The sequence below is a fragment of the Pseudomonas sp. NPDC007930 genome, from assembly GCF_042958985.1.
Classification (GTDB): Bacteria; Pseudomonadota; Gammaproteobacteria; order Pseudomonadales; family Pseudomonadaceae; genus Aquipseudomonas.
This window is the reverse complement of sequence record NZ_JBIBKC010000016.1, coordinates 59870-78123: the sequence shown is the minus strand read 5'-3', so window position 1 is coordinate 78123 and position 18254 is coordinate 59870. Positions and strand designations below refer to the sequence as shown.

17 protein-coding genes are annotated in these 18254 nt (G+C 65.5%); 7 read left to right on the top strand and 10 right to left on the bottom strand.

Annotated features, from left to right (window positions below; translation table 11 throughout):
* Window positions 1-21: 21 nt before the first annotated feature.
* Window positions 22-1227, top strand: coding sequence for a CoA transferase (locus tag ACFZCE_RS23280; protein WP_390942893.1), 1206 nt, complete (start codon window positions 22-24; stop codon window positions 1225-1227).
* A 58-nt stretch (window positions 1228-1285) separates the two neighbouring features.
* Here the strand turns inward: ACFZCE_RS23280 and aroQ are convergent, their stop codons facing one another.
* The 6 genes from aroQ to ACFZCE_RS23250 are packed head-to-tail and all read right to left on the bottom strand — an operon-like array spanning window position 1286 to window position 5590.
* Window positions 1286-1726, bottom strand: a complete 441-nt coding sequence (gene aroQ, locus ACFZCE_RS23275) for a type II 3-dehydroquinate dehydratase (RefSeq protein WP_390942892.1) — start codon at window positions 1724-1726, stop codon at window positions 1286-1288.
* An 8-nt stretch (window positions 1727-1734) separates the two neighbouring features.
* On the bottom strand, window positions 1735-2553 hold the full coding sequence (gene aroE, locus ACFZCE_RS23270) for a shikimate dehydrogenase (RefSeq protein ID WP_390942891.1): 819 nt from the start codon (window positions 2551-2553) through the stop codon (window positions 1735-1737).
* Complete coding sequence (locus tag ACFZCE_RS23265) at window positions 2550-3782, bottom strand: CoA transferase (protein ID WP_390942890.1); 1233 nt, start codon at window positions 3780-3782, stop codon at window positions 2550-2552. Before ACFZCE_RS23265 ends, aroE begins: the two co-directional genes overlap by 4 nt.
* Entirely contained in the window at window positions 3779-4237 is a 459-nt protein-coding gene (locus tag ACFZCE_RS23260; RefSeq protein WP_390942889.1) for a MaoC/PaaZ C-terminal domain-containing protein, read from the bottom strand. Before ACFZCE_RS23260 ends, ACFZCE_RS23265 begins: the two co-directional genes overlap by 4 nt.
* A gap of 10 nt (window positions 4238-4247) precedes the next feature.
* Entirely contained in the window at window positions 4248-4643 is a 396-nt protein-coding gene (locus ACFZCE_RS23255) for a VOC family protein (protein WP_390942888.1), read from the bottom strand.
* Window positions 4640-5590, bottom strand: coding sequence for a 2-dehydropantoate 2-reductase (locus ACFZCE_RS23250; protein WP_390942887.1), 951 nt, complete (start codon window positions 5588-5590; stop codon window positions 4640-4642). The genes ACFZCE_RS23255 and ACFZCE_RS23250 overlap by 4 nt, the downstream gene beginning before the upstream one ends.
* Before the next feature lie 94 nt (window positions 5591-5684).
* Between ACFZCE_RS23250 and ACFZCE_RS23245 the strand changes: the two genes are divergently transcribed.
* On the top strand, window positions 5685-6593 hold the full coding sequence (locus tag ACFZCE_RS23245; protein WP_390942886.1) for a LysR substrate-binding domain-containing protein: 909 nt from the start codon (window positions 5685-5687) through the stop codon (window positions 6591-6593).
* 14 nt (window positions 6594-6607) lie between these two features.
* Here ACFZCE_RS23245 and ACFZCE_RS23240 read toward each other — a convergent pair whose 3' ends face one another.
* The 3 genes from ACFZCE_RS23240 to ACFZCE_RS23230 are packed head-to-tail and all read right to left on the bottom strand — an operon-like array spanning window position 6608 to window position 9630.
* A complete protein-coding gene (locus ACFZCE_RS23240) occupies window positions 6608-7942 on the bottom strand; it encodes an MFS transporter (protein ID WP_390942885.1) in 1335 nt (444 codons plus the stop codon).
* Between the two features lie 50 nt (window positions 7943-7992).
* The gene (locus ACFZCE_RS23235) at window positions 7993-8772 is read right to left on the bottom strand and encodes a TIM barrel protein (protein WP_390942884.1); all 780 of its coding nucleotides are present in this window, start codon (window positions 8770-8772) and stop codon (window positions 7993-7995) included.
* A 21-nt stretch (window positions 8773-8793) separates the two neighbouring features.
* On the bottom strand, window positions 8794-9630 hold the full coding sequence (locus ACFZCE_RS23230) for a shikimate dehydrogenase family protein (RefSeq protein WP_390942883.1): 837 nt from the start codon (window positions 9628-9630) through the stop codon (window positions 8794-8796).
* 276 nt (window positions 9631-9906) lie between these two features.
* Between ACFZCE_RS23230 and ACFZCE_RS23225 the strand changes: the two genes are divergently transcribed.
* Together ACFZCE_RS23225 and ACFZCE_RS23220 are read left to right on the top strand one after the other, a co-directional pair.
* Window positions 9907-10830, top strand: a complete 924-nt coding sequence (locus ACFZCE_RS23225) for a LysR substrate-binding domain-containing protein (protein WP_390942882.1) — start codon at window positions 9907-9909, stop codon at window positions 10828-10830.
* A 48-nt stretch (window positions 10831-10878) separates the two neighbouring features.
* Window positions 10879-11874 carry a substrate-binding domain-containing protein gene (locus ACFZCE_RS23220; RefSeq protein ID WP_390942881.1) on the top strand — a complete coding sequence of 332 codons (996 nt, stop codon included), beginning with the start codon at window positions 10879-10881 and terminating at the stop codon, window positions 11872-11874.
* Window positions 11875-12300: 426 nt separating this feature from the next.
* Here ACFZCE_RS23220 and ACFZCE_RS23215 read toward each other — a convergent pair whose 3' ends face one another.
* A complete protein-coding gene (locus tag ACFZCE_RS23215) occupies window positions 12301-14691 on the bottom strand; it encodes a membrane-bound PQQ-dependent dehydrogenase, glucose/quinate/shikimate family (protein ID WP_390942880.1) in 2391 nt (796 codons plus the stop codon).
* Between the two features lie 152 nt (window positions 14692-14843).
* Between ACFZCE_RS23215 and ACFZCE_RS23210 the strand changes: the two genes are divergently transcribed.
* The 3 genes from ACFZCE_RS23210 (at window position 14844) to ACFZCE_RS23200 (ending at window position 18172) form a co-directional block, all read left to right on the top strand.
* On the top strand, window positions 14844-15176 hold the full coding sequence (locus tag ACFZCE_RS23210; protein ID WP_390942879.1) for a hypothetical protein: 333 nt from the start codon (window positions 14844-14846) through the stop codon (window positions 15174-15176).
* Window positions 15170-16630 carry a sugar porter family MFS transporter gene (locus ACFZCE_RS23205; RefSeq protein ID WP_390942878.1) on the top strand — a complete coding sequence of 487 codons (1461 nt, stop codon included), beginning with the start codon at window positions 15170-15172 and terminating at the stop codon, window positions 16628-16630. Before ACFZCE_RS23210 ends, ACFZCE_RS23205 begins: the two co-directional genes overlap by 7 nt.
* A 183-nt stretch (window positions 16631-16813) precedes the next feature.
* A complete protein-coding gene (locus ACFZCE_RS23200) occupies window positions 16814-18172 on the top strand; it encodes a carbohydrate porin (RefSeq protein ID WP_390942877.1) in 1359 nt (452 codons plus the stop codon).
* Window positions 18173-18254: the final 82 nt, after the last annotated feature.

Here is an 18254-nt window from a genome sequence, read left to right as displayed (position 1 = left end):
AACAACCGATGGAGCGTGCCCATGAGCGGCCTCCCCTTGAGTGGTATCCGCGTGGTCGATTACAGCCATTTTCTCGCCGGGCCCTACATGGCCAGGTGCCTGGCGGCGCTGGGGGCCGACGTGATCAAGGTCGAGCGCCCCGGCGGTGGCGACCCCGGCCGCGTGCACGCCTACATGGCCGGTGATGTGAGCGGGTACTTCCTGCAGCAGAACATGGGCAAGCGCGGCATCTGCGTGGACGTGCGCCAGCCCGAAGGGCTGAAGATAGTCGAAGACCTGGTGCGCGGCGCCGATGTGTTCCTGGAGAACTACCGCCCCGGCGCATTGGAAAAACTCGGCCTGGGCTATGAGGCCTTGGCCGCGATCAACCCCGGGCTGATCTACTGCTCGGTCTCGGCCTATGGCCATACTGGCCCGGACGCTGGCCAGCCGGGGTTCGGCCTGATCGCCGAAGCCAAATCCGGTGCCCTGGCGCAGATGGGCAACCCAGGTGAGGCGCCGCCGCTGCTGCGCATGCCGATCGCCGACATGTACACCGGCATCCACGGTGTGGCGGCCATTTGCGCGGCAATCGTGGGCCGGCACACAGGTGCTGGAGGGCAGCACATCGATTTGGCGTTGTATGACTGCATGGTCTCGATGCACGATTTTGCCATTCAGGCGTACACCATCAGCGGCGGCGAGGAAATCCCTCGGCAAGTCGGCCACGACCTGCCAGACGCCACCGTTTATGGAGTGTTCGCGGCGTGCGATGGCTACCTGGTGATCGCCGCGCAGGTGGATGCTATCTGGCAGAAGCTGGCGCGCCTGATCGGCGGCGACGCCCTGGCCGCCGATGAGCGCTTTCTCAGCAGCGCCCGGCGCAACGCCAACCGCCCAGAAGCCTTGGGTTACGTCACGGCGTGGGCGGCTGCCCAGGCCGGCGTGAAGCACTGCATCGGGCAATTGACCGAAGCCGGGGTGCCCTGCGCGCCGGTACAGCGGATCGACGAGGTGGTCAACGATCCGCAGGTGGCCGCGCGCAACATGATCATCGAGCAGCAGCACCCCGAATTGGGGACCCTTCGCCTGCCCAACCTGCCGTTCCGGTTTTCCGGCTTCAGCGCGCCGTTGCCCAAGCTCGCGCCAAGCCTGGGCGAGGACAACAGCGAGGTGCTGGAAGAGTTGGGCTATAGCCAAGAGCAGATTGCCTCCCTGGCGCGGGCGGGGGTGTTGAGCACGGCCTGAAGGAGGCGCGCCTTCGCCCGGCGCAGCCGGCCTCCCCACTGCCCCGGGCGATAGGCACTCAGCCCGCGCGCGCCGCGCTCACCGCCGCGCGCAAACCCAGCAGGTAGCTGTCGGCGCCAAACCCGGCGATCTGCCCGCGTACGATCTCGGCAAACACCGAGTGATGGCGGAACGGTTCGCGGGCGTGGATGTTCGACATGTGCAGCTCCACCACCGGCACCGTGAGGATCGCTAACGCATCACGGATGCCGTAGCTGTAGTGGGTCCAGGCGCCGGCGTTGATCAGCACCGCGCCCACGCCGTCCTGGTAGCCCTGGTGGATGCGCTCGACGATCTGCCCTTCGCAGTTGCTCTGGAAACTCTCGACGCTCACCCCCAGTTCCTCACCCAGCGCGGCCAGCCGCGCATCGATCTCGGCCAGGGTGATGGTGCCGTACTGGGCCGGGTCGCGCTTGCCGAACATATTGTGGTTAATGCCGTGCAACATCAGCACTTTCATGGTTTCGCTCACACCAAAGGGATCGTCAGGCGGTCGATGACCGGGCGGGTATCGGGGCGCACGCCGCGCCACCATTCAAAGGCCTCGGCAGCCTGCTCGACGAGCATGCCAACGCCATCGGCCAGTTGCGCCACGCGCTGTTCCTGGGCCAGGCGCAAGAACGGGGTGAGGCCCTTGCCGTACGCCAGCTCATAGGCCAGGGCGGCACCGTTGAACACACTTGCCGGCACCGGCGGCCGTTCGCCGGTCAGGCTGGCAGAGGTGGCATTGACCACGATGTCGAAGTGTTCACCTTCCAGCGCCTCGTAGCCCAGCACCTCCAGGCGCGGGTGCTTCAGCTCCCAGGCCAGTACTTGCGCTTTGCGCAGGTCGCGGTTGGCCATGACCAATTGCGCGGGTTCCGCGCCAAGAAACGGCAGCAGCGCGCCGCGCACCGCGCCGCCGGCCCCCAGCAGCAACACTCGCTTGCCGGCCAGCGGGTTGCCCAGGTTGTGCTGGATGTCGCGCAACAGGCCAATGCCGTCGAAGTTTTCCGCGAGCACCTGGTCGCCGTCGAACCTCAAGGCGTTGGCCGCCTTGGCCAGGCGCGCCCGCTCGCTGGGTTGGGTGGCCAGGCTGTAGGCCTGCAGTTTGAACGGCGCGGTGATGTTCATGCCGCGCCCACCGCTGTCACGAAAGCGCTGTACGTCACCGGCAAAATCGCCCTCTGAACCTTCAATGGCGCCGTAGCTCAGTTGCTGCCCAGTCGCTTCGGCGAACAGGCCGTGAATCAGCGGGCTTTTGGTGTGGCTGATCGGCCGGCCGATCACCGCGTATTGGTCGGTCATGGCTTGATCTCCTGGGTGAACAGCACGCCGTCGGCTTGCAGGCGGGCGATGTCGGCCGGCGAGTAGCCCAGGCTGCTGGCGACGCTGGCGTTGTGTTCGCCCAGGTCTGGGGCCACCTGGGCGAGGGTGGTGTCGCAGCCGGAAAAACGAAACGGCAGGTTGGGGAAGCGCAGGGTGCCGTAGCGCGGGTGCTGTTGTTCGGTGATCATCCCGCGGGCCTGGATTTGTGGGTCGTTGATCACCTCGTCGATGCGCTGCACCTTGGCGCAGGGTACATCCACTTCATCCAGCAGGCTGAGCAGGCGCGCCACTGGGTTAGCCGCCACCCAGCGCTTGACCGTGGCGAGGATCTCTTCACGGTATGCATTGCGGCCATTGAGGGTGTGGAAACGTTTATCACCGGCAAAGCCGGGTACGCCCGCGTCAGTTTCCACCAGCCCGGCAAAGCGCTTCCATGAGTCATCGACCTGGGCGGCGATCACCAGGTCGCCATCGGCGGCGCGGAACACCCCGTAAAGGGTGGAGGTGGGCATGTCATGGCCGGTTTGCTGCGGCAGGATCTCGCCGCCGCTCAAGGTGTAGCACTGCACCGCGTATTCGTGCATCGACACCAGCGTGTCGTACAGCGCCATGTCGATATGTTGGCCTTGCCCACTGCTTACCCGGCCGAGCAGGGCGGCGTTGATGGCCGCCACCGCATGGATGCCGGTATACATGTCGCCCAGCGAGATGCGCAGCAGCGGTGGCGCTTCACCGGGGTTGCCGACCATCTGCATGATCCCGCTCTTGGCCTCGGCGATCAGCCCGAAGCCGGCGCGGTGGGCGTCCGGGCCGGTATGGCCGTAGGCAGAGATGGAGCAGTACACCAGCTTCGGGTTGCGCGCCGCCAGCTCGGCATAGCCCAGCCCGAGTTTGTCCAGGGCACCCGGGCGGTAGTTCTCGATGAACACATCGGCGCTGTCGCACAGCTGCTGCATGAACGCCTTGCCGCGCGGGTCTTTCATGTTCACGCTGACGCCCTGCTTGCCCATGTTCAGTTGCAGGAAGTAGCCGCTCTGGTACTCATCGAGCACGAACGAATGCTGGCGGCCGGCATCGCCGCTGCCCGGCCGTTCGACCTTGATCACCTCAGCGCCCAGCGCGGCCAGGCAGCGCCCCACGTAGGGGCCGGCGAGGAAGTGGCTGTAATCGATCACGCGGATGCCCTTGAGCGGTAGTGGCTGGCTCATTGCGCAACCTCCCGGCGGGGAACCATCAAGCGGTGTTCACCGCGCTGCACCACTTCGCCTTTCTGGTTGATCAGCTCCGAGGGCAGCACGACGATGCCCCAGCCCGGTTTGCTTTTGCTCGGGCGCATGGGGCCGACGCGCATTTTCACGTGCAGCACATCGCCCACGCGAATCGGCAGCAGGAAGTCCCAGGTCCAGCCCAGCGACATGCCCGGCAGGAAGCGATACTCGCACTGGGTTTTCAGCCCGTCGGCGATGGCCAAGCCCATCAGCCCATGGGCGACCAAGCCACCGAAGTGGCTGGCATTGGCATAGGCTTCGTCCACGTGCACCGGGGTGTGGTCGCCGGTGAGGTCGGCGTAGGCGAGGATGCGTTCCTTGGTCACGGTGTAGCTGGGGGTGAGTGCTTCATCGCCTTCGCGGGCGTCGTCGAAGTATTTTTCTTGTACGGTCATGGCGGTTCTCTTATTCGGTTACGCGGGCGTTTACGGCCAGGGCCTGGTGCACGGCGGTGGCCGGCGATGCCTGGATGAACTCAACCGCCAGGCCATCGGGCAGGCGCAGCCAGTTGTCACCTTGCGGCATGGGTTCCACCCCCTCGAAGCGGCGGGCAGCAGCCAGGGCGTAGGCGGCGTTCTCGCACATCATGCCCAGGTGGCCCATGCGGCCTTCGGGGCCTTGGAAGCCTGGCTGGCTCATGAACTGCATGCCGCCCAGGGTCCAGTACTGAATGGGCTCCTCCACGGTGCCTTGCACCTCGCGCATTTCCATGCCGAACACCTCATGGAAAAAGCGGATGTGCCAGTGGATGTCTGCGACCCAAAAAGCCACGTGTTCCAGATACGCTTTGGGGATGCTCACAGCTTGGCTTCCTCTTGTTGTTGGTCGGCCATGGCGCGCTCGATGCCCTTGATGCAGGCCACCAGGGTGGCGTTCACCGGCGTCGGTACGCCGTAACGCTGGCCGAGGCGCACCACGGCGCCGTTGATGAAATCGATTTCGGTGGCTGAGCCTTTTTGCAGGCTCTGCAGCATCGAGGTCTTGAACGAGGCGGGCAGGCCTTCGCTGGCCAGGTTCCAGGCCGCTTCCGGGCGCTGCAGGCTCAGTTGCACACCGGCGGCGCGGGCCACGCTGATCGCCTCGGCCACCGCCAGCAGGGCGGTGTCGCGCAGCAGCGGTTCGCTGTACAGCTGGCCGTAGGTGAGCATGGTGATGCCGCTGAGGGCGCCGGTAGAAACGTTCACCAGCAGCTTGTCCCACATCGTGCCAACGATATTGGCACTGACCTCGGTGGCCAGGCCCGCGGCGCTGAACGCCTCGGCGATGGCCTGCACCCGCGGGCTGAGGCTGCCGTCGAGCTCGCCGATAAGGGTGTGCTTGCCGGCCACGCCGCTACGCACCGCGCCGGCGCTGAGCTGCACACCGCCGACGTAGGTCTTGCCGGCGATCACTTTGTCGCGGCCCACCACCTCGGCCAGCAGCTCCTCATGGCCAAGGCCATTCTGCAGTGACAGCACCACGGTCGCGGGGCCGATCAAGGCGGCGGCGCTGTGCATGGCTTCAGTGGTGGCGAAGGACTTCACCAGCACCACGACCAAATCGACCACCCCGACCTCATCGGCATCAGTGCTGGCCTGCACCTTCACCAGGCGGCGCTGGCCGGCCTCTTCGACGCTCAGGCCGTGGCGGCGTACTGCCTGGATATGCGCGTTGCGGCGGTTCAGCAGCCAGGTGTCGTGGCCGGCCTCGCTGAGCCAGGCGCCGAAGGTACTGCCCAGCGCGCCCGCGCCAAGAATGCAGATTTTCACGATAAAAGCGGCTCCGGTTTTTTTCGCCACTCTAGGCCTGGGGCCTGTGTTGGGCTATACAATGAACCCAATACGGCTATTTGGAATTCTAATAATGCCCAGCCCCGAGGGGTTGCCCGAACCCAAGCTACTGATGCTGTTCGACGTGCTCTACAGCACCGGCAGCGTGACCCGCGCCGCCGAACAACTGGGGCAGAGCCAGCCCACCATCAGCCTGTGGCTGGGCAAGCTGCGCCAGCAATTGCGCGACCCGTTGTTCGTGCGCACGCCCGGCGGGATGGCGCCCACGCCCCAGGCCGAAGCGTTGATCACACCGTGCCGGGAGGTGCTCGAGTCGCTGCGCCGCCTGGTGGCTTGGGAGATCGCGTTTGAGCCGGCCACTGCGCAGCGGCACTTTCGCCTGTGCGTGAGCGATGCCAGCCACATCACCCTTCTGCCGCGCATCCTGGAATACCTGCGGGTACAGGCGCCGGGGGTGCGGCTGGACGTGGCGCGGATCGACGGCAACACCGAGCGCGCCCTGGAAATCGGCGAAGCCGACCTGGCGATCGGCTTCGTGCCATGGCTGGGCGGCGGTATCTACCAGCAGGTGCTGTTCCCGCAAGACTGGGTGTGCCTGGCCAGCCCACGGCACCCACGGATCAAGCGCAGCCTCTCGGCACGTGCCTATGCCAGCGAAGGGCATGTGCTGGTCAGCGCCGGTACCGGGCAGAAGCTGCTCGAGGCCGGGCTGGCGCGGGCGCAGCTCAAGCGCCGGGTGGTGCTGGAGCTGCCGGGGTTTCTCGGGGTGGGGGCGATCGTGCAAGGCACCGACCTGGTGGTCACCCTGCCGCGGCACATCGGCCAGACCCTGGCCGACACCCATGGGCTGAAGGTGTTCGATTGCCCGGTGCTGATCGACGGCTTTACCGTCAAGCAGCACTGGCATGCGCGTTACCACCAGGATGCCGGCAACCGCTGGTTGCGCGGGGTGTTGCTGGAGTTGTTCGGGGCGCGGCGCTGAGGGCCGCTCAGCGGTCAACGAGGTACCGGGCTCTCACTGGCCGTGGTGGCCTCCCGCCTGGCATGGCGCCCCAGCCCCAGGTACAGTACGGCGGCCAACAGCACCACCCCCGCCAGCACCAGCAGGCCGCCGACCTCGCTCTGCAAGGCTACATCTGCCAGGGCCTTGACGTTGGGAGAGAGGAAGTTGCCGATGTTCGCCACGCAGTTGACGAACGCGACCCCGGCCACCGCCGCAGCGCCGCCCAGGTAGTTGGTCAGCAGCGACCAGAAGATCGGCTGCGCCGCCCAGATGCCGGCCACCGCTACGCACATCGCGCCCAGCGCCAGCGCCGGTGAAGCGCTGGCACTGGCGGCCATGCCCGCCGCGGCGACCACCAAACAGGCCGCGCCATAGCCGACCAGGTGCTGGTGCCGCGCGGCCAGCTTGGGCACCGCCAGGGTGGCGAGCAAGGCGCAGGTCCAGGGCACCGCGACCATGAAGCCCACCAGCGTGCCGGGCAGCGCGCCGGTGACCCGGCTGATGAACGTGGGCAGATAGAACACGATCACCGCCACGCCCATCTGGATCAGAAAGAAGATCAAGGCGAAGTACAGCACCCGCGCATCGCGCATCGAGGCCAGCATGGTGCGCGGGCCGTGGGCCATCTTCGCCTGCTGCTCGCGGGTGATGCACGCGGTCAATTCGGTTTGCTCCTCGGCGCTCAGCCAACGCGCGTCGGTAGGCCGCGACGGCAGGTAAAAGAACGCCCAGATACCTACCGCGGTAGCGCCCAGCCCCTCGATCAGGAACATCCACTGGTAGCCAAGCAAGCCGCCGGCATCGATGCGCAGCAAGAAGCCCGACAACGGCGCGCCGAGCATGAACGCCAGCGGCGCGCCGATGTAGAACAGCCCGGTGACGCGGGTGCGGTAGTGGTCGGGGAACCAGTAGGTCAGGTAGAGGATGACCCCCGGAAAGAACCCCGCTTCGCAGGCGCCGAGGATGAACCGCAGCACATAGAAGCTGGTGGCGCTGTCAACGAATAGCGTAGCGGCGCTGACCAGCCCCCAGGTCACCATGATTCGCGCGAGCCACAGCCGCGCGCCGACCTTGTGCAGCATGATGTTGCTGGGGATCTCCGCCAGCACATAGGCAATGAAGAACACGCTGGCGCCAAAGGCGAAAGCCATGTCGGAGATACCCACGGTGTCTTTCAGGGCCTGCTTGGCAAAGCCGACGTTGGCCCGGTCGATAAAGGCCATCACGTACATCAACAGCAAAAACGGCACCAGGCGGCGAATCGCCTTGTGGCTGGCGCGGGCCACCGGCGTGTCGCGGGTGGTGTGGGGTGAAGATCTTGTTGTCATAGTTATCTCTCCAGGGGGTGCCCTCGCGGCCCCAGGCGGGGCCGCGCTGTTTAGTGCTGTAACAGGGTGTTCCAGGTGTGGCGCAGAAACCGCGCGCTGGCGCGCATGGCCTCGACAGGGTCGCCCTTGAGGCTGCACTCGCCGCTGAGCAGGCCGCTGTAGCCGCCGCGTTGCAGATGGCCGAAAAAGCTCGTGTAGTCATAGTGCCCGGTACCGGGGTTGAACCGGCCGCTGTCGGCCAGGTGCACATGCCCCAGCCAGCCGGGGTAGGCGCCCACCTCGGCAAGCGGCTCGTGCTCTTCATCCATGTGGTAGAAATCGGCCAGGCCGCGCACCTCGGCGCGGTTCACTCGTTGCGCGAGCTGCACGCCTTCGGCCACGCTGTTGACCAGGTTCGACTCCTTGCGGTTGAGCGGCTCGATGACCAGCGTGGTGCCGCTGCCGGCCAGGGTGTCGGCGCACCAGGCCAGGGTGTGGGCGAAGCCGTCTTCGGCCTGGGCGCGGCTCCAGCCGTCGGGGATGTTGCGCGTCCAGCCGCTGCCTAGCACCACCACCTGGGTGCCGGCCAGCCCCAGCAGCTCGACCACTCGCTCGAAGTAGGCGCGGTTGCGGCGCTCGTCAGTACCAGGCCCGAGGATGCGAAAATCCTTGGGGAACAGGTAGCTGGAGGCCAGCGCCGGCAGCGGCAGGTCTGTGATCCGTGCCTTGGCCTCGGCGAAGGCGCTGTCGTTTTCAAGGTTCAGCGGCACCAGTTGCACCTCGATGTAATCCAGGCCCGCTGCCGCCATGTCTCGGGCGCTGTCCAGGGGGCCACACCAGCCTAGTTTCATGGTCTGTTCCTTGTGTTGGGGTCAATAGCTCAGGCGCGCCACGGCGCGCAGGTGTTCGGGGGTGGTACTGGGCAAGCCGAAGAACTCGAGGTACGCCGGGATCTGCTCGAAGAGCATGTCGGTGCCCACCTGGATCACGCAGTCGCGGGCCTTGGCCTGCTGCAGGAAGGGGGTCATCTCAGCGGTCATCACTACCTCGCCGACAAAGCAGCCTGGAGCGATGCGGGTCACGTCCATGGGCAGTGGGTCGCCCGGGTTCATGCCCACGGGGGTGGCGTTCACCACCAGGTGCTTGCCCGCGGGGTCACGCTCGCCGAGGCTGATGGCCAGCGCCGGGTAGTGCTGGCGCAAACGTGCGGCCAGGGCCTCGGTGACCTCCGGTCGGGTGTCGAACAGGGCCATGCGCGCCACCCCCGCGGCCGCCAGCGAGGCAGCGATCGCCGAGCCCACACCGCCACTGCCGACCACCAGCACGCTGGCGCCGGCGGCGGCGAAACCTTTGCGCTGCATGCCGCGCACGAAGCCTTCGCCATCGAACATGTCGCCGTACAGGCTGCCGTCGGCGCGTTTGATTACAGCATTGCAAGCGCCGGCGATCTGCGCGGAGGGGCTGAGTTCGGCGAGCAGCCCAGCGCTGGTGACCTTGTGCGGCATGGTGATCAGCGCACCGATGATGTTGGTCATGCTGAAGATCGCCGGCAGGAACGCCGTGAATGCCTCGGCCTGCACGCTCATGGGAGTGACCAGTGCGTCGATGCCGGCCGTTTCGAAATAGGGGTTGTAGATCATCGGTGACTTGAACGTGTGGGTCGGGTAACCGATGTGCGCGATCAGGCGCGTGGTGCCGCGGATAATCATGGTGTGGCCCGCTGTGCTTGTTTTTGGAGGGGGTACGACTGCGGGCAGAGGGTGAGATCGGCCCCGGGCGAAGTCAACGGCGCCCCGCCGTGGCACCGGCCAGGGCACCGGGCGCGGGTGTTCGTGGGGGCGCCACGGCAGCCACTTCAGGCGGGTTTTGTTGAGGCTAATCAAACGCTTGGATTCATGCCAAAGTGGACTTACTGTTAGGCGGCGGCGGGCGCGCCGCAACCGGCTATGATGGGCCGATTTCAACGATAAAAAAGGCAGGCCAGGGTGCTCAACGACGTTCCGCTGCGCGACTTGCAGGTGTTCTGTGCCGTAGTGCGCCATGGCAGTTTCAGCGCCGCGGCCCAGGCCACTGGCCTGGCGCAAACCTATATCAGCAAGCGCATCAAGCTGCTTGAAGCGAGCCTTGGGGTGAAGCTGCTGCACCGCACCACGCGGCGCGTGAAAGTGGCGGCCGAGGGCCAGGTGGTGCATCACTGGGCGCAGCGCATGCTGCGGGATGCCCAGGCGCTCGAAGCCGAGCTCAGCGGCCAGCGCGAGGTGCCCAAAGGGGTGCTGCGAGTGTGCGCCAGCCAGCGCCTGGGGCGCCGCCACCTGGCACCGATCCTGGGTTTGCTGATGCAGGCGCACCCTCAGCTGAGCGTTTGGCTGGAGTTGATGGACCGCCGCGTCGATCTGGTCGAAGAAGGCTTCGATGTCGACATCCGGGTGGGCCATGTCGAGGAGCCCGGGCTGATCCCTCACCACATCGCCAGCACCCCGCGGATCCTCTGCGCCGCGCCGGGCTACTTGGCCAGCCACGGCGTGCCGGCGCGGCCGCAAGACCTCAGCCGCCACGCTTGCATGGTGTTCCGCGACCGTGACGACGCCTTCGGCGTGTGGCGGCTCAAGGGCCCCAAGGGCTGGGAAACGGTCAAGGTCAACGGCCAGTTGGCCAGTAACGACAGCGAAGTCGCCCTGCGCTGGGCCCTGGCCGGGCACGGCGTCGTGATGATGGCCGACTGGAACATGGAGCAGGCGCTGGCCAGTGGCGAACTGGTGCGGGTGTTGCCGAAGTGGAACCAGCCGGCAGACGTCTGGGCGGTGACCGTGGCGCGCAGCGACCAGTCGGCCAAGGTGCGGGTGTGCATCGAGTTTCTGCGCCAGCACCTGGCCACCGGTGCCAACGCCCTGCGCCCGGCGGCATGTTAAACTGCGCGCCTTTGGCTGCCGGGGTGGGCGTTGCATGAGTGGTGTGGGGTGAGCAACAAAAAACCATCGATCCGCGCCGTCGCCGAGCGCGCTGGGGTCAGCGTTGCCACCGTTGACCGAGTGCTCAGCGACCGCGCGAAAGTCTCGGACAAAACCGCGCTGAAGGTGCTCAACGCCCTGCGCGAGCTAGGCTCGGCGAGCGTGCTGCCGTCTGGAGCGAGGCATATATTTCGCTTCGAAGTGGTCATGTCGCTCAGCGATGAAACCTTTTTTGCCCGTTATGAACAGGCGTTTCAGCACTGCGCGATGAAGTACGGGGTGCAGGTGCGCCTGCGCAGGTTTCATTCCCTTGAAGGTAACGCGGCGATCCTCGAGGCCATCCAGGCCCAGGCCGGGCGCTACCATGGCCTGGCGTTGATCGTCGAAGACAACGCCTCGCTGCGTGGCCATTGCCAGGCGCTCAAGCAGGCTGGCAAGGCCACGGTGTTCATCAGCAGCGAGGTGGGCGAGCAGGGCGGCCATTACGTGGGCGTCGATAACCTCGCCGCCGGGCGCACCGCGGCGTACTTGCTTGGCGGCTTCATGGGCGGCCGCGGGCGGGTGCTGCTCGGTACCCACCATTTGGCATTCCGTTCCCATGCGCAGCGCGTGCAGGGGTTCATGCAGGTATGCCGCGCGCGCTTCCCAGCGTTGGAGGTGCTCGGCCCAGTGCACTGCGATGACACCGACGCCCACGGTGAAGCCCGGGTGCGCGCGTTCGTTGAGCAGGCGGGGCAGGTGGAGGGGGTGTATCACACTGGGGCGGGCAATGCTGGCGTGGCCGCGGCGTTGGCGGGGCACCCGCTGCGGGCCTGGGTGGCACATGAGGTGACACCGGCGAACCGTGCGCTGCTGATGGCCGGGAAGGTGGCTGCGCTGATCGACCAGAACGCCGAGCTGCAGGCCGCGGCCTGCGTGCAGGCGCTGTTGTACCAGTTGGGGGCGATCGGTGAACCGCCCTCGGGCACGGTACCGTTTTCGATCGTGACCCCAGAGAACCTCTGAGGGCCCATCGCCCGGCACAGCCGGAATGCTGTTCACTTAAGCCATTTCACGGCTTTAAAGAAGGGATGAATCTGTGAGCTCTGCTGATTTTGTGCATGAGCTTCAGGGCCCTTCGCCCGGCACAGCCGGCCTCCCACGGGTTCTATGCTGCCTCGTAAATCAAGTACTTACACAAACCTGGTGGGAGGCCGGCTGTGCCGGGCGAAGGGCCAGTCAGGTCATGCGCTCAGTAAAACCATTTGAAGAAATCAGGGCTTTTCAACCTCGATTTAGCGCTCTGATCGCTTAAGTGAACAGCATTACGGCACAGCCGGCCTCCCACGGGTTCTGTGTTGCCTTGTAAATCAAGTGCTTACACAAATCTGGTGGGAGGCCGTGGTCCGGCACTCTGGCTGTGCCGGGCGAAGGGCGCCGAAGCCGGCCGGGTTACTTGCCCGGCAGCGCGTAGGCAATCACATAGTCACCGCGGTTGTCGTTGGTACCGGTGCGGGTGGCACCACCCACCGTCACCACGATGTACTGCTTGCCGTCCTTGCCCACGTAGCTCATCGGTGCGCCCTGGCCGCCCACGGGCAGGCGGCCGCGCCACAGCTCCTTGCCGGTGTCGTTGTCCAGCGCGCGCATGTAGTAATCCAGCGTGCCATGGAAGAACGTCAGGCCGGCCTTGGTCACCAGCGGGCCGCCCATGGTCGGCATGCCGATTGGCATGTACACCCCTGGCACCACGCCGTGTACGGGGGCGTCCTGGATGCTGCCCATCGGCACCTGCCAGCGGGTTTTGCCGTTGGTGAGGTCGATCGCGGTCATCGAGCCATACGGCGGCTTGAAGCACGGCACGCCCAGCGGCGACATGAACATCGAACGCTCAACGCCCCAGGGCGTGCCCAGTTGCTGCGAGTACTCGCCTTCGGTGCTCGGCTTCAGGCCTTGTTCGGTCGCCACTTCGCGCTTGATGAAGCGGCCCCACTGGGCCATGCGGATGTCGTTGACGATCAGGGTGCCGGTGGCCGCGTCGATGGCCCCGCCACCCCAGTTGAAGCCACCGTAGTAGCCGGGGTAGATCAGCGTGCGTTGGCCCTCGGTGATGGGGGTGAACTCACCCTCCCAGCGCATTTGCTTGAATTCGATCCGGCACAGCAACTGGTCGAATGGTGTCGCGCCCCACATGTCCGCTTCTTTCAGGCGCTCTGCGCCAACCGACAGTTGCGAGTATGGCTGGGTGGGTGAAATACGCATGCCGGGCATGCCGTCGGTGGCAACCGGGCGCTGCTCCACCGGGAACACCGGAGTGCCGTCACGGCGGTCGAGTACGAAGATCTGCCCGCGCTTGGTCATACCGATCACCACTGGGGTGGTGCCGCCGGCCTTGTTCGGCAGGTCGTAGAGGATCGGCTGGGCCGACACGTCGTAGTCGAACATGTCGTTGTTGGCGGTTCTGAAGTGCCACTTGTCGATGCCGGTCTTGACGTCGATGGCCACGATCGAATCGTTGTACTCGTCCGAGCCAGGGTGGCGGTTGCCGTTCCAGAAGTCTGGGGTTTGGTTGCCAGTGGGGATATACGCCAGGCCCAGGGCCGGGTCGTAGGAGGCCGTGCCCCAGAAGTTCGGCGACTCGGGTGGGTAGATTTCACCCGGCTTGAGCGGGCGGCTGCCCCGGCTTGGGTCGATTGGGTCCCAGGCCCAGAGCAGGGCACCGCTGCGCACGTCGAAGCCGCGCACCACACCGGAGGGCTCACCCACGCTGAGGTTATCGTTGAGCTTGCCGCCGACGATGATCACCTCGCCGGCCACCAGGGGCGCGGAGGTGGGGTAGTAGTCGCCGTAGGCTTTCGGGCCAAGACCGACCAGCAGGTTGACCGCGCCGTGGTCACCGAAGCCGTCGCAGGCCTTGCCGGTGTCGGCATCGATCGCCATCAGCCGGGCGTCGATGGTGGTGGTGATGATGCGTTTGCGGCAGGCCGCCGGGGCGGCGGGAGTGCCCGCGGCGGGCTGTTCGCTGGCCAGGGCGGCGCTGGCCTGGGTGCTGTCGAAGTAGCCGATTCCTCGGCAGCGCTTCCAACCCTTGTTGCCGGCGTTTTCTTCGGCCTTGGGGTCGAACACCCACTTCTGTTTACCGCTCACCGCATCCAGTGCGAACACCTTGCTGTAGGGGGTACAGAAGTAGATCGTGTCATCGACCTTGATCGGCGTGCCCTGGTACTCGGCGCCGTCGATGGCCATGTCACCGGTGCGGAAGGTCCAGGCCACTTGGAGGTCTTTGACGTTCTGCTTGTTGATCTGCTCAAACTGCACAAAGCGCTCGCCCATCGTGCTGCGGCCGTAGGCGGTCCAGTCATTGCCGGTGTCCGCGGCCGCGCTGGCATTGACCACCTTCGCCGGCTCGCCGCTGGGCGCCACCGTCGCGTGGGGCTGGAACATGTTGTAGCCGGCAGCCACCAGCAGCAACGCCAGCAGCGCAACCGGCAGGGCGGTGGTGGCCGGCTTGAAGTAGCGCGCCCAACCGGTGAACAACGGCGAGAGGGCGGTCAGTACCAGGGCGATCACCACGAAGGTGACCAGCCGCGGCACCAGTTGCCAGAAGTCCAGGCCGACTTCCCACAGCGCCCACACCAGGGTGAACGCCAGCAGCGCCCAGCCCAGCCAGAGCGCCAGCAGTTGGCGGCGCACCGTGAAGGCACCGCAGGCCAGCATCGAGGCGCCGGCCACCAGGTAATAAAGGCTGCCGCCGAGCGACGCCAGCTTGATGCCGCCCACAAGCAAGGCAAGGCCACAGAGGGCTAATAACAGCCCCACTATGATGGGTAAGAGTTTTTTCATTGTCCCCAATTCCAGTTGGTAGATGGATAGTCCAAAAAACGAAAACGCACGTGCTCCCCCCGGCCACCGAAGTTGCCGTTAGCACTATTTTTATTAGGGTTATTCATTGTTTGGCGGCAGCCGCCGCCCAAGTAGGGGCAGGATAGTACGGTGTGACAAACCGCCACGCCACGGCTGTTTTGATAGCTTTCTATCAAAAAAAATATTGCTTTCCCGTGGCGCTTCAACGCCCTGTTTGCCAGCGCCATGCTGTTTTTTTAAGTGGGCGTGAAGGCTTTGGCATGGGGGTTTTGGCGCGGCAGGCGTGCAGGTGCTGGCGGCATGGTGGTTACGCCACTGCACACTTTGGCTTTGAGAAAACACTTGCTTTCCGGCTGGCGAAAAACACAATTTCCCTCAGCAGGTTTTTCTTCCGCAGTGGCGCGGATAACCTCCCGCTATTCATCGTTACCTATAAATCTAATAAAGGTAGAGACGCATGCTGACACCTGAACACGGCGCGCCGCGCCGCCTTTCAAAATCAGCCATCCTCTGGCGCGTTGCCGCGATTGCCACGATGGGTTCTCTCGGGTTTGGCTATGACACTGGCGTGATATCCGGTGCCCTGCCGTTCATGACACTGCCCGCCAGCGAAGGTGGCCTGGGCCTGACCCCGGTCAGCGAGGGCGCCGTGGCCTCGGCGTTGATCTTCGGTGGCGCGGTGGGCGCACTGTGCGCCGGGCGCCTGGCGGACCGTTACGGCCGGCTGGCGATGCTCAAGCTGCTGGCGCTGCTGTTCGCCGCCGGCGCCATTGGCAGCGCCCTGGCGCCCAACCTCTGGGCGATGATCGCCATTCGCTTCGTGCTCGGCATCGCCGTGGGCGGCGCCTCCTCGATTGTGCCGGTGTTCATCGCTGAAGTGGCCGGGCCCAAGCACCGTGGGCGGCTGGTGTGCCAGAGCGAACTGATGGTGGTGTCAGGCCAGTGCATTGCGTACATGACCAGCGCGCTGCTGGCACACCTGTTCGACAGCCCGCTGACCTGGCGGTACATGCTGGCGATTGCGTTGATCCCCGCCGCGTTGCTGTACATCGGCATGAATTTCGTCCCCAATTCGCCGCGCTGGCTGGTCGCCAAGGGCCGGCTGAGCGAGGCGAAGAGCATCCTGCGCGAACTGCGTGACTGCCCGCACGAGGCTGACCGTGAAGCCCGCGAGATTGCCCAGCAATGCAGCCGCGAGCCACACCGCGCCTCAGCGCTGCGGCAGCTCAACCAGCCCTGGCTGATCAAACTGCTGCTGGTCGGCACAGGGCTGGGCTTCGTGCTCCAGGCCACCGGTGTGAACGCCTTCATGTACTACACGCCGATCATCCTCAAGGCGACTGGCATGGGCACCCACGCCGCGCTGGTGGCGACCATCGGCAACGGGGTGGTGTCGGTGATCGCCGCGGCCCTGGGCATGTGGCTGATCAACCGCATGGGCCGGCGCAGCATGCTGCTGCTGGGGCTGGCGGTGGTGGTGCTGACCCAGGTGTTTCTCGGTGCTGTGCTCAACTTCATGCCGGCGTCGATGGCCCAGAGTTACCTGGCGCTGGGGGGCATCCTGGTGTTCCTGTTCTTCATGCAGATGTGCATCGGCCCGGTGTACTGGGTGCTGATGGCGGAGATCTTCCCCACCCATTCGCGAGGCTTGATGAACGGCATCGCCGTGGGGCTGTTCTGGGTATTCAACGCGATAGTAGCGTTCGCCTTCCCGATCGCCATGGCGCTGTTTGGCGGCATGACGTTCTTCCTGTTCGCGGTGGTGAACATCGGTTCGATCATCTTCTGCACGCTGTGCCTGCCGGAAACCAAAGGCCTGTCTCTGGAAGAGATCGAGCGCCTGATGCAGCGCACCTTCGGCGGCACCCGCCAGGCTGGCGAGGCCAGCGACAAGCCAGTACTGGGCACTCCGCGCTAACCGGCGCGGCCCGTGGGCACCGCCGGGTGCCCGCTGTTTCCTTTCTCGAACTGCGCGCGCCTGCTGCCCTACGGCAGGCGTGGGCGAAGTTGCGCGCGGGTGAAACCGCCGCGGCGGTAAACGCCATGGGCCGCACGGGCCGATGGCCGTAGGTAAAACAATAAAAAACCAGGAGTGTGGACGATGGGTAAATCTGCTTTTGCCGGGGCGGCGTTCGCGCGCCCGGCGTTGGGTTCGGCGCTGTTGGGGTTGCTGGGCTTGGGGGCGTGCTCCGCGGGGGCGGCGCCGTTCAGCGCGGCCCAATATGCGTTGGGCGATTGGGGCGGGCAGCGCGCGGCGCTTTATGACCAGGGCTATGACTTCACCCTGGAGTACGTGGGCGAGGCCGCCGCCAACGTGCACGGCGGCTATGACAAACAGCACACCGCGCGCTACACCGACCAGGTGGCGCTGGGCGCCAAGCTTGACCTGCAGAAGATCGCCGGCTGGCAGGATGCGGTGTTCCAACTGATGGTTACCGAGCGCAGCGGGCGCAACCTGGCCAACGACCGCATCAGCGACCCCCGCGCTGGCATGCTCAGTTCGACCTCCGAGGTGTACGGCCGTGGCCAGACCTGGCGGCTCACTCAATTGTGGTTGAGCAAGGGTTTTTACGACGGCGCGCTGGATGTGAAGGTTGGCCGCTTTGGTGAAGGCGAAGACTTCAACACCTTCCCGTGTGAGTTCCAGAACAACGCCTTCTGTGGTGCCCAGGCGGCCAACTGGGCCGGTTCGGTGTGGTACAACTGGCCGGTGAGCCAGTGGGCGATCCGCCTGAAGTACCAGCTTAACCCCGAGGTATTTGCCCAGGTCGGGGCGTTCGAGGTCAACCCCTCCAACCTGGAGACCGGCAATGGCTTCAAACTCAGCGGCAGCGGTAGCCAAGGCGCGCTGGTGCCAGTGGAGCTGGTGTGGGCGCCGAAGCTGAATAACCTGCCGGGCGAGTACCGGCTGGGTTACTACTACAGCAGCGCTAAGGCCGATGACCTGTATACCGGCGCCGACGGCCAGCCGCAGCCAGTGAGCGGCGGCGATTTCAAAAGCCATGGCAGCAAGCACGGCGCCTGGGTGGTAGCCCAGCAGCAACTCACCGCCCGTGACGGCAACCCCAACCGCGGCCTTAGCGTTTTCTTCAATGCCACCGTGCACGACAAGGCGACCAACTTGGTCGACAACTTCGTGCAGGCGGGGTTTGTGTACAAGGGCCTGTTCGACGCCCGGCCGCTGGATGATTTCGGCGTGGGCGTGGCGCGCATCCACGTGAACGACGACGCCGCCGCGCGGGCCAGGCTGGCCAATGCCCTGGCGGGTATCAGCGATTATGACAACCCTGCCTTTGCGCCGGTACGCGGCACCGAGTACGACGCCGAAGTGCATTATGGTTTTGCCGTCACGCCGTGGCTGACCCTGCGGCCGAACCTTCAGTACATCGCCCACCCGGGCGGGGTGAGTGAAGTGGACGATGCCTGGGTGGCGGGGTTGAAGTTTTTGGCCAAGTTCTGAGTCAAAAAGCCCACCCCTCAGGGTGGGCTTTTCAGGCGGTGGCCGAGCCTTGGCGGCCCTCCGCCCGGCGCCGCCGAAATAC